This window comes from Bradyrhizobium sp., from assembly GCF_049586575.1.
Taxonomy (GTDB): domain Bacteria; phylum Pseudomonadota; class Alphaproteobacteria; order Rhizobiales; family Xanthobacteraceae; genus Bradyrhizobium.
The window spans coordinates 1-12,872 of record NZ_JBAVCF010000551.1; the positions used below are offsets into that span (position 1 = coordinate 1).

At 62.2% G+C, this 12,872-nt stretch carries 14 protein-coding genes; 5 read left to right on the top strand and 9 right to left on the bottom strand.

Annotated features, from left to right (window positions below; all coding sequences use genetic code 11):
* Positions 1-350, top strand: a 350-nt coding sequence (locus WB528_RS20620) for an MOFRL family protein (protein WP_423890258.1), incomplete at its 5' end; no start/stop codon positions are given.
* A gap of 9 nt (positions 351-359) precedes the next feature.
* On the opposite strand, the gene WB528_RS20625 is transcribed toward WB528_RS20620, so the two are convergent.
* Complete coding sequence (locus WB528_RS20625; protein ID WP_423890259.1) at positions 360-863, bottom strand: MarR family winged helix-turn-helix transcriptional regulator; 504 nt, start codon at positions 861-863, stop codon at positions 360-362.
* A gap of 142 nt (positions 864-1,005) precedes the next feature.
* Here WB528_RS20625 and WB528_RS20630 point away from each other — a divergent pair, with 142 nt between their 5' ends.
* The 3 genes from WB528_RS20630 to WB528_RS20640 all read left to right on the top strand — a co-directional run bounded on the left by WB528_RS20630 (position 1,006) and on the right by WB528_RS20640 (position 4,600).
* The gene (locus WB528_RS20630) at positions 1,006-2,046 is read left to right on the top strand and encodes a branched-chain amino acid ABC transporter permease (RefSeq protein ID WP_423890260.1); all 1,041 of its coding nucleotides are present in this window, start codon (positions 1,006-1,008) and stop codon (positions 2,044-2,046) included.
* A gap of 74 nt (positions 2,047-2,120) precedes the next feature.
* Positions 2,121-3,890, top strand: coding sequence for an ABC transporter permease subunit (locus tag WB528_RS20635; RefSeq protein ID WP_423890261.1), 1,770 nt, complete (start codon positions 2,121-2,123; stop codon positions 3,888-3,890).
* Positions 3,887-4,600: an ABC transporter ATP-binding protein gene (locus tag WB528_RS20640; protein ID WP_423890262.1), complete on the top strand. Its 714-nt coding sequence runs from the start codon at positions 3,887-3,889 to the stop codon at positions 4,598-4,600. Before WB528_RS20635 ends, WB528_RS20640 begins: the two co-directional genes overlap by 4 nt.
* A 178-nt stretch (positions 4,601-4,778) precedes the next feature.
* Here WB528_RS20640 and WB528_RS20645 read toward each other — a convergent pair whose 3' ends face one another.
* On the bottom strand, positions 4,779-5,024 hold the full coding sequence (locus WB528_RS20645) for a hypothetical protein (RefSeq protein WP_423890306.1): 246 nt from the start codon (positions 5,022-5,024) through the stop codon (positions 4,779-4,781).
* On the opposite strand from WB528_RS20645, the gene WB528_RS20650 reads away from it, so the two are divergent.
* Positions 4,926-5,804, top strand: coding sequence for a DUF2336 domain-containing protein (locus WB528_RS20650; RefSeq protein ID WP_423890303.1), 879 nt, complete (start codon positions 4,926-4,928; stop codon positions 5,802-5,804). The genes WB528_RS20645 and WB528_RS20650 overlap by 99 nt on opposite strands.
* Before the next feature lie 65 nt (positions 5,805-5,869).
* Here the strand turns inward: WB528_RS20650 and WB528_RS20655 are convergent, their stop codons facing one another.
* From WB528_RS20655 to WB528_RS20685, 7 genes are all read right to left on the bottom strand, one after another.
* Entirely contained in the window at positions 5,870-7,015 is a 1,146-nt protein-coding gene (locus tag WB528_RS20655; RefSeq protein ID WP_423890263.1) for an ABC transporter substrate-binding protein, read from the bottom strand.
* A 54-nt stretch (positions 7,016-7,069) separates the two neighbouring features.
* Positions 7,070-7,489, bottom strand: coding sequence for an acyl-CoA thioesterase (locus WB528_RS20660; RefSeq protein WP_423890264.1), 420 nt, complete (start codon positions 7,487-7,489; stop codon positions 7,070-7,072).
* Between the two features lie 170 nt (positions 7,490-7,659).
* The gene (locus tag WB528_RS20665) at positions 7,660-8,421 is read right to left on the bottom strand and encodes an SDR family NAD(P)-dependent oxidoreductase (RefSeq protein ID WP_423890265.1); all 762 of its coding nucleotides are present in this window, start codon (positions 8,419-8,421) and stop codon (positions 7,660-7,662) included.
* Positions 8,422-8,449: 28 nt separating this feature from the next.
* Complete coding sequence (locus WB528_RS20670) at positions 8,450-10,348, bottom strand: feruloyl-CoA synthase (protein WP_423890266.1); 1,899 nt, start codon at positions 10,346-10,348, stop codon at positions 8,450-8,452.
* Positions 10,349-10,455: 107 nt separating this feature from the next.
* Positions 10,456-10,917, bottom strand: a complete 462-nt coding sequence (locus WB528_RS20675) for a DUF3237 domain-containing protein (RefSeq protein ID WP_423890267.1) — start codon at positions 10,915-10,917, stop codon at positions 10,456-10,458.
* A 46-nt stretch (positions 10,918-10,963) separates the two neighbouring features.
* Positions 10,964-12,283, bottom strand: coding sequence for a TRAP transporter large permease (locus WB528_RS20680; RefSeq protein ID WP_423890268.1), 1,320 nt, complete (start codon positions 12,281-12,283; stop codon positions 10,964-10,966).
* 7 nt (positions 12,284-12,290) lie between these two features.
* Positions 12,291-12,800 carry a TRAP transporter small permease gene (locus tag WB528_RS20685; RefSeq protein WP_423890269.1) on the bottom strand — a complete coding sequence of 170 codons (510 nt, stop codon included), beginning with the start codon at positions 12,798-12,800 and terminating at the stop codon, positions 12,291-12,293.
* Positions 12,801-12,872 lie beyond the last annotated feature (72 nt).

The following is a 12,872-nucleotide window of genomic DNA, read 5'->3' on the forward strand; positions in this document are numbered from 1 at the left end:
CGATTCTCTCGGGCGGCGAACTCACCGTCACGGTGCGCGGCCAGGGGCGCGGCGGTCCCAACCAGGAATACGCGCTGGCGCTCGCCGAGTTCTTGAAAGAGACTTCAGGCATTTCCGCAATGGCCGCCGACACCGACGGCGCGGATGGAGGTGCCGGCAGCGCCAGCGATCCCGCAGGCGCCGTGATCGACCAGGGAACTTTCGCGAAAATGAAATCGCTCGGGCTCGATCCGAAGGCCTATCTCGCCAACAATGACGCGACCGCGTTCTTTGCCTTGACCGGCGATCTGCTCCTCACCGGCCCGACCCTGACCAACGTCAACGACGTCAGGGTAATTTTGGTGGATTGACGAAGGCGCTCAAAACTCGTCGGCAATCCTGGTCAGCATTGTAACCAGCGCGGCGCGGTTATTAGCGCCCAGCAGTTCATTGAGGCGCGCCTCGTGCTTGGCGGTGACGAGTTTCTTCGCTCGCGAAAGCACCGCCTTGCCCTTGTCGGTCAGAATGAGATGGTGCGAGCGCCGGTCGTTGACCGACCGCACCCGCGTACATAATTCGCGGCTCTCCAGGCCGTCGAGCATCGCCACGAAATTCGGACGGAGAATGCCAAGCGTATTGGCGATCTCGGTCTGGTTACGGCCGGGGTTGCGGTCGAGCAGGAGAAGCACGGAGAATTGCGCCGGCGTCAGTTGCAGCGGCGCCATGCAGCGCAAAAAATCCTCGAAAATTTTCAGTTGCGCGCGCTTCAGCGTATAGCCGAGCAAATCGGACAATTCGCCCAATTCGATTCGTGCGTCCTCAGCCTGCTTGCGGGCGGGACGCTGGGCCTTGACGGCGCCGGCGGCGGCTCTGGAAACGGTCATCGCTCGGTATTCGCGCTATGCTCGCAAAGCCGCGGCAGGGCGGCCAAGGCTTGAGGTTATATTTGATAATTGTTATCAAGTATATCAAACTAACCAGGCGGATTTCAACCGCCGTGACGCGAGGGATGAGGGAGCGGCCTGCTTGAACACGACCATCGTGCTGTTCCTGCTTCAGGATGGCATCACCAATGGCGCAATCTATGCCCTCCTCGGCTTGGCGCTGGTGCTGGTCTTCGCCGTGACGCGCGTCATTCTGATCCCGCAAGGGGAATTCGTGACCTTTGGCGCGCTGACCTATGCCACGCTCGCCTCCGGCCAGGTGCCCGGCACCGCGCGGCTCGCGCTCGCCATGGGCGTCGTGGCCTTCGGCCTTGATCTCTTCATGCGAAGGCGAAGCCTGCGGCCCGCTCTGGTCGGGCGGAGCCTGGCGATCAACGTCCTGTTGCCGGCGGCGATCCTGGCGCTGACCTTGACGCTTGCCGGCAAGCAGACGCCGATCGCAGTCGACATCGCGCTTTCGCTTTTGATCGTCGGCGCCATCGGCCTTTATCTCTATCGCATCGCCTTTGCCCCGATCGCGCACACCTCCGTGCTGGTGTTGCTGATCGCAGCGGTTGGCTGCCATCTGGCGCTGCAAGGCATCGGCCTGGTCTTCTTCGGCGCCGAGGGCCAGCGTGGGCCGCCGCTGTCCAATGCCGCCTTCACCATTGCTCCCCTGCGTTTCACCGGCCAGAGCATTGCCGTCTATGCGGTGACGCTGATCCTGATCGCCGCGCTTTGGCTGCTGTTCAGTTTCACGCTGTACGGCAAGGCGCTCCGCGCCACGGCCGTCAACCGGCTGGGCGCGCGCCTGGTCGGCATTCGGACTGCGTTGTCGGGACAAATCGCGTTCCTGCTCGCGGCCGTGATTGGCGCCATTTCCGGCATCCTGATCGTGCCGATCACCACGCTTTATTACGACACCGGTTTTCTGATCGGCCTCAAGGGCTTTGTCGCCGCCATCATCGGCGGCCTCGTGAGCTATCCCTTGACGGCGGTCGCCGCGCTTCTGGTCGGCGGCGTGGAAGCCTTTTCTTCGTTCTACGCGAGCAACTTCAAGGAAGTGATCGTGTTCGCGCTGATCATTCCGGTGTTGCTGCTGCGATCGCTGGCCACGCCCACGGTCGACGAGGAAGAGGATTGACCGGTGTGGCGGTTCAATAGTTCGCAAGAGAGGGGCCGCAAAATGATACGAACCTCGGAATCGGGACACTGGTGATGGGACAGCGGCTGCCGGTTGTGCTGTTCGCGCTGGCGATGGCGGCCGTTCCGTTCGTCCCTCGCATGCCGCCATTCTGGATCGTGCTGTTGGACAATATCGGCCTTTCGGCGCTGGTCGCGATGGGGCTCGTGCTGCTCACCGGCGTCGGCGGCCTGACGTCGTTCGGCCAGGCCGCGTTTTGCGGATTCGGCGCTTACACCACGGCGGTGCTGACGACCACTTACGGCCTTTCGCCCTGGCTGACGCTGCCGCTTTCCCTGCTGGTGAGCGGCATCCTGGCGGTGGCGCTCGGCATCGTTACCGTGCGGCTATCCGGCCACTACCTGCCGCTCGGCACCATCGCCTGGGGGCTCGGGCTTTTTTATCTCTTCAGCAAGCTTGAATTTCTCGGCCGCAACGACGGCATTTCCGGCATTCCGCCGCTCGCTATCGGCTCGTTGAAAATGCTCAGCCCGGGCACGATCTATTTCGCGATCTGGGCCGCGGTCATCCTTTGCGCGTGGCTCACGATGAACCTGCTGGATTCCCGCACCGGCCGGGCGATCCGCGCGCTGCGGCGCGGCCACGTCGCGGCCGAGGCGTTTGGCATCAAGCCGCCACAGGCAAAACTTCTGGTTTTCATCTATGCCGCCGTGCTCGCCGGATTGTCGGGCTGGCTCTATGCCCATTTCGAACGCGCCGTTAATCCAACCCCGTTCGGCGTCCAGGCCAGCATGGAATATCTCTTTGTCGCCGTGATCGGCGGCGCCGGCTATGTCTGGGGCGGCGTGCTTGGCGCGGCGATCGTGATCATCCTGAAAGAGATTCTTCAGGGCTATCTGCCTTATCTGCTTCACAGCGAGGGCCAGCTGGAGACGATCGTCTTCGGCATGATGCTGGTGATATTGCTCCAGCTCGCACCCGGCGGCGTCTGGCCCTGGCTGATCCGGCGCTTGCCGCTAAAGCGGGAACGCAAAGTCACTGACCCGTCGCTGGTCTTGCCGCCGCGCCCAAGGCCGGCCCTGACCGGTGACGTCTTGTTGCGGGTCGATCACGCGCGCAAGCAATTCGGCGGCGTGATCGCGGTCAACGACGTCTCCTTCGAGGTCGGAACCCGCGAGATCGTTGCCCTGATCGGTCCCAACGGCGCCGGCAAGAGCACGACGTTCAATCTCATCACTGGCGTTCTTTCGTCTTCGGCCGGCACGATTTCCGTCCTCGGCCGCGCGATCGACCGCGCAAGACCGCAGGACATCACCCAACTCGGGGTCGCCCGGACCTTTCAGCACGTCAAGCTCGTCGCCGACATGACCGTTCTCGAGAACGTCGCAATCGGCGCGCATCTGCGCGGAAAAGCGGGCGCATTGGCCAGCATGCTCCGCTTCGACCGGGGCGACGAGTCGCGATTGCTGGCCGAGGCCGCGCGGCAGATCGAACGCGTCGGCCTCTCCGCACAAGCCCATACCCTGGCCGGAAACCTCTCGCTCGGCCAGCAGCGCATTGTCGAGATCGCGCGCGCCTTGTGCGCCGATCCGACGCTGCTGCTGCTCGACGAACCCGCAGCCGGCCTTCGCCACCTCGAAAAAGTGCGGCTTGCAAAGCTGCTGCGCGAGCTTTGCGACGGCGGCATGTCGGTGCTGCTGGTGGAACACGATATGGGATTCGTGATGGGTCTCGCCGATCGCGTCGTGGTCCTCGACTTCGGCACCAAGATCGCCGAAGGCACGCCCGAGGCGATCAAGACCAATCCCGATGTCATCCGCGCCTATCTCGGGGCTGTGGCATGAGCAGCGGCGCGCTTCTTCGGATCGCCGATGCCCATATCGCCTATGGCAAGGTCGAGGCGGTTCGCGGCGTCACGCTTGATGTTGCCGAGAACGAGATTGTCACCATCATTGGCGCCAACGGCGCCGGCAAGACCACGCTATTGAACGCCATCATGGGCATTTTGCCGCTCAGGGGACGCGCCACCTTCGCCGGGGCCGATATCCAGCGGCTCGAGATCGAGGACCGCGTCGCGGCGGGATTGAGTCTCGTGCCGGAGCATCGCGAACTGTTTGCCGCGATGAATGTCGAAGACAATTTGCGGCTGGGGGCCTTTCGGATCGCCAAGACCCTCGCGGCGCAATCGCTGGAACGCGTCTATACGCTGTTCCCGCGGCTGAAGGAGCGGCGGCGCCAGTTGGCCGGAACGTTGTCCGGCGGCGAGCAGCAAATGCTGGCGATGGGGCGCGCGCTGATGGGCGCGCCGAAATTGCTGATGCTGGACGAACCGAGCCTGGGGCTCGCACCCATCGTCGTCGCCGATATCTTTCGCACCGTCGGCGAATTGCGCGCCAGCGGCGTGTCGGTGTTGCTGGTCGAGCAGAACGCGCAAGCCGCGCTGCAGATCGCCGACCGCGCCTATGTCATGGAGCTTGGCGAATTCGTCTTGCAGGGAACGGCCAAGGACGTCGCCGGCGATGCCCGGGTCGCCGCGAGCTATCTCGGCTTCTAGGGGGTCTTCCAGCGATTTACCCCCGGTTCCGAACTCCCGCGGCGATGTCCTTAATGAAACCTTAGCCGTTAAAGCTTATTTTGGCCGGATAAGTACCAATTTTCATTGCGATTTTCACAAGGGCTGCCCGAATGTGTCGAAGCCCTAGAGGTGCCTTGTGGTGGCGACATCGGCGGCGTTACTGTCTGAACTGGACGCGATTGATGGATGGCCCCCCGAACGGTGGGCGGAAATCCTGCATCGGGTTACCAAGTTTTTCCTGAGTCACGCCGAGCGACTGACAGCCCACCAAATAGCCCTTTTCGACGACGTCTTTGTCCGGCTGATGGACCGCGCCGACAGCGAGTTGTTGGCGCAAATAAGCCAGCAGCTCACGGAAGCAAAATGCACGTTGCCCAAGGCAACCCGGCGGCTTGCCTTGCACGAAGACGAATCGGTTTCACTGCCTATCCTGAAATCCGGTCATCTGGAGCCGGCACTCCTGATCGAAGCGGCTCAATCCTGCGGCAACAAGCAACGCCTGGCGATCGCGTGCAGGCACGACGTCCTCCCCCCCGTAAGCGAAGCACTCGTGCGATGCGGGGACCAGGCCGTTCACCGCGCGCTCGCGGAGAACAAGGGCGCCAAGCTGTCTGAGGATAGTTGGGCCCGGCTGGTCAAACTTGGTGAAAGCGACCAGGGCCTCGCGGAAAGGCTCGATCGAAGAAGGAACATTCCGCTTCCGCTCAAACGCCAGCTTCATGCCAAGCTGGAAGACACACGCATGCGTGCACTCAATGCGATGCCGGGCGTCATGCGAGATCAAATTGAAAATACGATCGCTACGACCGCAATTTCGGGGAATTCGGATCTACCCGACTATACAACCGCGCACGCCAACATGGTGGAGCTCGCTCGCAAGGGCAAGTTGAAGGACTCCACCATCAACCGCTTTGTCGTCAACGGCGAATACACCAACGTCATCGCGGCGCTCGCCCTTCTGAGCGGCTCACCGGTAGAAATCATTCAACGCCTGATCGTCTGCGATAACGTGGACGGTCTCGTTGTCGCGTGCAAGGCGTCCAGGCTCGATTGGTCGACCGCCCGTGGCATCCTGAAGCATCGTCCCGGTCACCCGCCGATCTCTGCCGAAGAACTGGAAAACGCCAGGAAGACCTTCGAGACCTTTTCGCTGTCGGCCGCGCAACGGACCGTCCGATTCTGACGATGGCCGTCTCGTCCCTCCCCCGCAAGCGGGAGAGGGAGCGCACTACCGCTGCCGCCATCGTCTCACATCGCCGGAACGTATTTTCCGTTCTTCACCGTGAGGATGATGCGCGAGCGGTCGTCGAGGCCGGAGCGGTTCTTTTCCGTCCAGTTGTAGACGCCCTGGCTCGCCGCGATTTCATGCTCGCTCATCATGGCCTGGCGGATCGCTTCACGAAATTCCGGCGTACCGGGCTTGGCCGTCTTCAAGGCAACCGGGATCAAGCGCTTCAAGGCCTCGAACGCGTCGTAGGAATGGCCGGCGAACTGGCTGCGGCTGTTGGGGCCATATTTGGCTTCGTACGCCTTATCCAACGCAAGGCCCGGCTTTTTCGTCAGCGCGGAATCCGGCTGGCCCTCGGGATTCATCACCGGCCCCGACGCCATGATCACGCCTTCGGCCGCAGGGCCGGCGATCCGAATGAAATCCATGCTGGCGGCGCCGTGGGTCTGATAGATCAGGCCCTTGTAGCCGCGCTCGCGCAACGCCGTCTGCGGCAGGCCTGCAGCGGTGCCGGAGGCGCCGACCAGGACGGCATCCGGATTGGCGGCAACGAGCTTCAGCACCTGACCCGCCACCGACGTATCCGGCCGCGCAAAGCGCTCCTCGTCGACCAGCGTCATCCCCATCGGCACCGCCTGCTTGTTGAAATCCTTGAACCACAGGTCGCCGTAGGAATCGGAGTAGCCGATATAGCCGACAGTTTTGACGTTATGCGCCTTCATGTGTTCATAGAGCACCTTGCCCATGATCGGCACCGGCTGCGGCATCACTACGGACCATTTCGCGCGCTCCGGCGTCACCGGAAACGGCGCGAGGCCGAAATGCGGAATGCCGGCTTCGTTGGCGACATTGGAGACTGCAATCGTCGACGGCGTGGTCGACGATCCCATGATGATGTCGGCCTTGGATTCCGTGACAAAGCGACGTGCATTGGTCGTGGCGGTGGTTGGATCGCCACCATCGTCGAGAACGATGACCTTGAGCGGCACGCCGGCGATTTCCTTCGGCACGAAATCGAGGGCGTTGCGCTCGGGAACACCCAGCGCGGCCGCGGGGCCCGTGGTGGTAATCGAGATGCCGATGGTGATTTCGCTGGTTTGGGCGGCGGCGGGCACGGCCGGCAGCGCGAACGCGACGGCAGCGGCAACGAGAAGCATCTTGTTCATGAATTTCCTCCCCTTGAATCTTGCTATCTTAGCGCTTGGTTCTCACAGATCGAGCTATCCTTTGGTGAACTTTTCGGCCATCTCCTCGGGCATCGGCGCCGATTTCAGACGAGCGGGATCGTCGGGATGATGCCCGACCAGGACCCTGGTCTCGAACGCCTCGATCGCCAGCGCATCGCCCTTGAACACCTTGTGCGTGACTTCGAAGCTTGAGCGCTTGACGCTCTCGACCCGGCTTTCGATCGTGATCCAGTCGCCGTGGGTCGAGGCGATATAGAATTTCGCCCGCGTGTCCACCATCGGGATGCCGACCAGGCCGTACTTCCTGACGATATCCTGCTTGGAGAACCCGGCCGCCTCGAACATGATCGAGGTCGAGTCGTCGAACATTTCGAAATAGCGCGGATAATACACAATATTGGCGGGGTCGCAGTCGCCCCACTGGATCTGCACATCGCGCCGATGAACGAACATTGACTTAAAAACCTCGATAGCAGGACGACGGCAGCAGGCTCCCTCTCCCGTTGGGAGAGGGTTGGGGTGAGGAGTTACGGTCTATCGTTAGACCGATCCCCCGGCGCTTCGCGCCGACCACTCCCCACGGGAGAGGTGAGATCGAACTCGTGGCAAGCTCCAACCACATCTTATTTCGGCGCCATGCGCAGCGAGGCATCGAGCCGCACTACCTCACCGTTGAGATAAGGATTGTCGACCATATGCATCACCAGCGAGGCGAATTCCCCGGGATCGCCGAGACGGCGCGGAAAGGGAATGGCGGCGGCGAGCGAATCCTGCGCCTCCTGGGGCAACATGGCCAACAGCGGCGTCAGGAACAGTCCCGGCGCGATCGCCAGCACGCGAATGCCGAACTGCGCCAATTCGCGTGCGATTGGCAGCGTCATCGCAACGATGCCGCCCTTGGAGGCCGAGTAAGCGGATTGCCCGATCTGACCATCATAGGCGGCGACCGAGGCAGTGGAGACCACCACGCCGCGCTCGCCGGTCGCCAACGGTTCCAGCTTCGACATTTCGGTCGCCGCCAGCCGCAGCATGTTGAACGAGCCGATCAGGTTGACCTTGATCACGCGCTCGAAGTCGGCCAGAGGCATTGCCCCTTCGCGCCCGACCACCCGCTTGGCGACGCCGATGCCGGCGCAATTGATCAGGACCCGCGCCGGACCATGGGCCTTCGCCGCTGCTGCAATCGCCGCTTCCGCCGAAGCCGCATCGGCGACGTCGCACGTGACCGCCATACCGCCAATCTCGGTGGCGACGGTTTCCGCCAATTTGGTATTGAGGTCGCACACGGCAACCTTGGCGCCCTCCTTGGCGAGCCGTCGCGCGGTTGCCGCGCCCAGTCCCGACGCACCGCCGGTCACAATCGCGGCCTGATCCTTCAACTGCATGCTATCCTCCTGAAACTAGTTATTTGGCTTAAGGCGTTATCACGTTGGCGGCGGGTTGAGATGAATAAAGCATCTCGACAAGCTGGCTGCGGTGGTCGAGCACCGCGCGCTGGTTGATCGAGCCCTTGTCGGTGACTTCACCGCGATCGATCGAGAGCGGCATATCGAGTAACAGCGCGCGGGCGACCCTCGTCGAGGAGCCGGTCGCGGCCGATTGAAATGCCGCAAATCGTTGCTGTAAAGCGCTGCGCACCTGCTCGTCGCGCGCGCATGCAGCGATGTCGCTGGAACGCAGCGCCGGGTTGATCAGGCGGCAACCGTCGATGTCGAGCACGACCAGCGCGGTAATCTCGTCGCGGTTGATCCCGGCGATGACGACGTCGCGCACCAGCGGCGCACAGGCGGCGATGAAGCGGGCGCGCAGCGGACCGACACTGACCCAGGTTCCGCTTGCGAGCTTGAAATCTTCGGCGATGCGGCCATCGAAATCCAGTCCCGCTGTAAGATCGGCGGCATTGGCGGGCTTGGCGGCATCGCCGAATTTATAAAAGCCCTCATCGTCGAAGGCGGCAACGGTGAGCTGCGGCTCGCGCCAGTAACCTGGCGTGACGTTCGGTCCCTTCGCGCGAAGCTCGAGCTTGCCATTGCCCGGCACGAGCTTGACTTCGTTGCCGAGCACCGGAAGGCCGATATGGCCGGAGCGGCTGGTGCGCGGCGTCGCCAGCAGACACAGCGGCGCGGTCTCGGTCGCGCCCAACCCCGTCAAAATCGGCACCCGAAAGCCGGTCTCGCGCACCGACAATTCGTCGAGGCTGTTCCAGACAAAGGGCGACATCGCCGCGCCGGAAAAGAACATCGCCTGCAGCCTGTCGAAGAACATGTGCCGCAAATGCGCGTCGTCGCGCAGATAAGGCAGCAGCGATTCGTAGCCTTTTGGAACATTGAAATAGACCGTCGGCGAAATCTCGCGGAGATTCCGCACCGTCTCCTCGATACCGCCGGGCATCGGCTTTCCAGCGTCGAGATACATCGAGCCGCCGTTGAACAGCACGAGTCCGATATTGTGGTTGCCGCCAAAAGTGTGATTCCACGGCAGCCAGTCGACAATGACCGGCGGCTCGTCCTTCAGGAACGCCATGGTCTCCCGGATCATGACCTGATTGACGCAGAGCATCCGCTGCGTGTTCACGACCGCCTTGGGATTTCCGGTCGAGCCCGACGTCAGCAGAAATTTGGCGATGGTGTCCGGGCCGATCGCCTCGTGGGCTTCGTCGAGGCCGGGATGCAGCGGCGCCGCCATCACGTCGGCGAGCTTCGTTACCGCGCGGCCAGATAACACGCCGCGGGACACGGCAATTTCGACATCGGCGGGAACGTTAGCCTCAAGCGCGGCTGCGAATTGATCGGCGTCATCGACAAAGACAAGTCCCGGCGTCAGGAGCTTCATCAGGTAGGCGAGCTTGCCGTAGTCTTTCGAGACCAGCGAATAGGCCGGCGATACCGGACAGAACGGCACGCCCGCAAACATGGCGCCGAACGCAACCAGCGCGTGGTCGATCGAATTGCCGGAAAGGATGACGATCGGTCTTTCGGCCGAAAGACCACGCGCCAGCAACGACGAGGCGATGTGACGGCTCAGTCGCAGCAAGTCGGCGTAAGTAATCTTTCGCCATTCGCCGCCCGTACCACGCTCCGCCAGGAAGAGGCGGTCCGGCGCAACCGTCGCCCAGTAACGCAAGGAATCGGTCAGCCGGTCTGGATAGGCAGCGAGCGGTTGATCCGGCCTGAGATAGATTGTGCCGTCGGCGCGGCGCTCGATCGTGACCTTCGGATCACCGAACGAAATCGGCCGCAATGGATACGAGCTGCCGCCCGGTGACGGCAGGGCGTCGCTTGCTCGCAAGGACAGGTCGGCTTTCGCGCCCATATCCGATGTCGGTCTCCCTAATAGTTATGTATTATAACTAATTGGGGTGGAGTCAATCATGCGATCGGCGGTGCGTCCGCCACCCCTCCCCTTGCGGGGAGGTCACCTTACAGAACCTGATGTACGTCGATCACGACGCGGTCGGCGTGGCGCGCGGCGGAGGCGACGAACAGGCTTTGCATCAGCCACCGGTATTTCGCAGCTCCGGTTTCGAACCTCGGCATGGTGCGGAAATAGATTAGCGCGGGATCGACCGCCTCGCCACGGTTGAGCTTTTTCACCAGATCCGCCGGACCGCAACGAATTCCCCGGTTTTCGACGTAGATCACCGCCCCGTCGTCGCTCTCGATCGCGTATTTCGCCTCGAGATCGATCGAGGAGTCCGGACGGACAATCTGGAAATCCGCGCCGAACGCAAGCACCTTGCCATTGATGTCCTTGCCCCTCACCTCGCCGCCAACGATCGGAATGATGCGGCGCTCGCCCGTACCGATCTCGCCGGCCGAGGTGACGGCGCCGATGCGGGCCGTGATGGTGAAGACGTATCGGGTCGCAAGCACAGGTTCCATCGAAACACCCCGCGGCTCTGATCTCGCCAGGAATCGCCAGGAAAACCTAGCGGGCTATCATGTGCTGCGGCAACCATGTCGCCAGCAGCGGGAACGCAATCAGAATAATCAGACGAATGATATCGGTGAGAACGAAGGGAATCACCCCCTTGAAGATCGTCGTGAACGAAACGTCCTTGATCACGCTCTTGATGACAAAGACATTCATGCCGACCGGCGGATGAATCAGCCCAAGTTCGACCGTCATCACGATGATGACGCCAAACCAGATCGGATCAAAGCCGAGATGAGAGACGACGGGAAAGATGATCGGCACGGTGAGGATGATCATCGCCATCGCGTCCATCAGGCAGCCGAGCACCAGATACATCACCATGATGACCGCCAGCACACCGTAGCTGCCGAGGCCGAGCCCGGTGAGGAACTCCGTGACCTTTTGCGGAGTCTGCGTCACCGTGAGGAAATAACCGAAAATCAAGGCGCCGATCAGCACCGTGAATACGGCCGCCGCGGTCCGCGTCGCCTGCAGCAGCGAGGACAGGATTTTTTCCTTGTCCAGCCTGCCGGTAAAAACGCCGATCAGGAACGCGCCGGTGGCGCCGACGCCGCCGGCTTCGGTCGGCGTGAAGCGCGGCAAATATGGCAGGCCATAAAGGCCCCCGATGACGAAAATGAAGAGCAGAACCGGGGCCCAGATATCCCTAAGCGTGGTAAAACTCTCGCGCCATGATGTCTGTGTGCCCTTCGGCAGGAAGCCCGGCCTCAAATAGCCGATCAGGCCGATGGTGATCATGTACATCGTCATCGCCAGCAGGCCGGGGATGATGCCGGCGATGAAGAGCTTGCCGATGTCCTGTTCGGTGATGATGCCGTAGACCGCAAGCACCGTCGAAGGCGGCAGCATCGCGCCCAACGTGCCGCCGGCCGCGATCACGCCGGTGGCAAAGGATTGCGGATAGCCGAAGCGGCGCATCTCCGGATAGGCCACGGCGGAGAACGTCGCCGCGGTTGCGACCGACGAACCACAGATCGCGGCAAAGCCGCCGCACGCCGCAACCGTCGCTATCCCGAGACCGCCGCGCAAATGCCCGACAAAGCCATTGGCGGCGCGGAACAGGTCGCGGCTCATGCCGGAATGGCTGACGAAGCTCCCCATCAGAAGGAACATCGGAATCACGCCAAACGTATAATCGGTCACCGTGCGCATCGAGGTCTGGCCGACCAGCTTGAGCGCCGGCGTGCCGCCGACCAGGTAGCCAAAGCCGGAGACGCCGACGAGACCCATCGCCATGCCGACCGGCACGCGCAGCACCATCAGCACAAACAGCGCGACGAAACCCAGAATGGCGACGGCATCGGTACTCATGCCGCGCTCACTCCGTGCTTTTGAGTTTGGGATCGTGCATCTGTTCCGGATGGAAGATCAGCCGATAGGTGCGGATCGCGATCAGAAGCACCGCCGAGACATCGCCGATCCAGGCGACCGCGAAGAACGGCCAGGTCGGCATGTGCAGGTCGAAGGTAACGACGTGGTCCTGATAAGTGCCGCGCACCTTGTCGAACAGCGTCCAGGTTTGCACCGTCACCACGAACAACAGCACCAGCGTCGCAAATACGTCGATGATGCGCTGATATTTCGGGCCGACATTGCCCCAGATGAGATCGACGGTGATGTGGGTGCCGCGATAGCTGGTGGCGGCAATTCCCCAGAAAATCAGGATGCCGAGCATCATGCGCCCGATGTCGAATGAATCCGGAATCGCGTAGCTAAAGAGATTGCGCAAGAGAACCGAGACGAAAATATTGACGGCGACGATGCCGACGAAGCCGGCCGCAATCCATTCGATCGTGTCGATGAAACGATCCATGGCACTGCGCGTCATTTCCGCTCCCCTCGGTCTTGGCGATGGCAGGAAGGGCGCGGCAAACGCTAAGGCTGCCGCCGCCACGATGCG

What these genes read in the sequence shown, in the direction of transcription:
- WB528_RS20625 (WP_423890259.1), bottom strand. Translation starts at nt 863, where the DNA reads ATGACCGTTTCCAGAGCCGCCGCCGGCGCCGTCAAGGCCCAGCGTCCC.
- WB528_RS20635 (WP_423890261.1), top strand. Translation starts at nt 2,121, where the DNA reads ATGGGACAGCGGCTGCCGGTTGTGCTGTTCGCGCTGGCGATGGCGGCC.
- WB528_RS20640 (WP_423890262.1), top strand. Translation starts at nt 3,887, where the DNA reads ATGAGCAGCGGCGCGCTTCTTCGGATCGCCGATGCCCATATCGCCTAT.
- WB528_RS20650 (WP_423890303.1), top strand. Translation starts at nt 4,926, where the DNA reads ATGGACCGCGCCGACAGCGAGTTGTTGGCGCAAATAAGCCAGCAGCTC.
- WB528_RS20655 (WP_423890263.1), bottom strand. Translation starts at nt 7,015, where the DNA reads ATGAACAAGATGCTTCTCGTTGCCGCTGCCGTCGCGTTCGCGCTGCCG.
- WB528_RS20660 (WP_423890264.1), bottom strand. Translation starts at nt 7,489, where the DNA reads ATGTTCGTTCATCGGCGCGATGTGCAGATCCAGTGGGGCGACTGCGAC.
- WB528_RS20665 (WP_423890265.1), bottom strand. Translation starts at nt 8,421, where the DNA reads ATGCAGTTGAAGGATCAGGCCGCGATTGTGACCGGCGGTGCGTCGGGA.
- WB528_RS20670 (WP_423890266.1), bottom strand. Translation starts at nt 10,348, where the DNA reads ATGGGCGCGAAAGCCGACCTGTCCTTGCGAGCAAGCGACGCCCTGCCG.
- WB528_RS20675 (WP_423890267.1), bottom strand. Translation starts at nt 10,917, where the DNA reads ATGGAACCTGTGCTTGCGACCCGATACGTCTTCACCATCACGGCCCGC.
- WB528_RS20680 (WP_423890268.1), bottom strand. Translation starts at nt 12,283, where the DNA reads ATGAGTACCGATGCCGTCGCCATTCTGGGTTTCGTCGCGCTGTTTGTG.
- WB528_RS20685 (WP_423890269.1), bottom strand. Translation starts at nt 12,800, where the DNA reads ATGACGCGCAGTGCCATGGATCGTTTCATCGACACGATCGAATGGATT.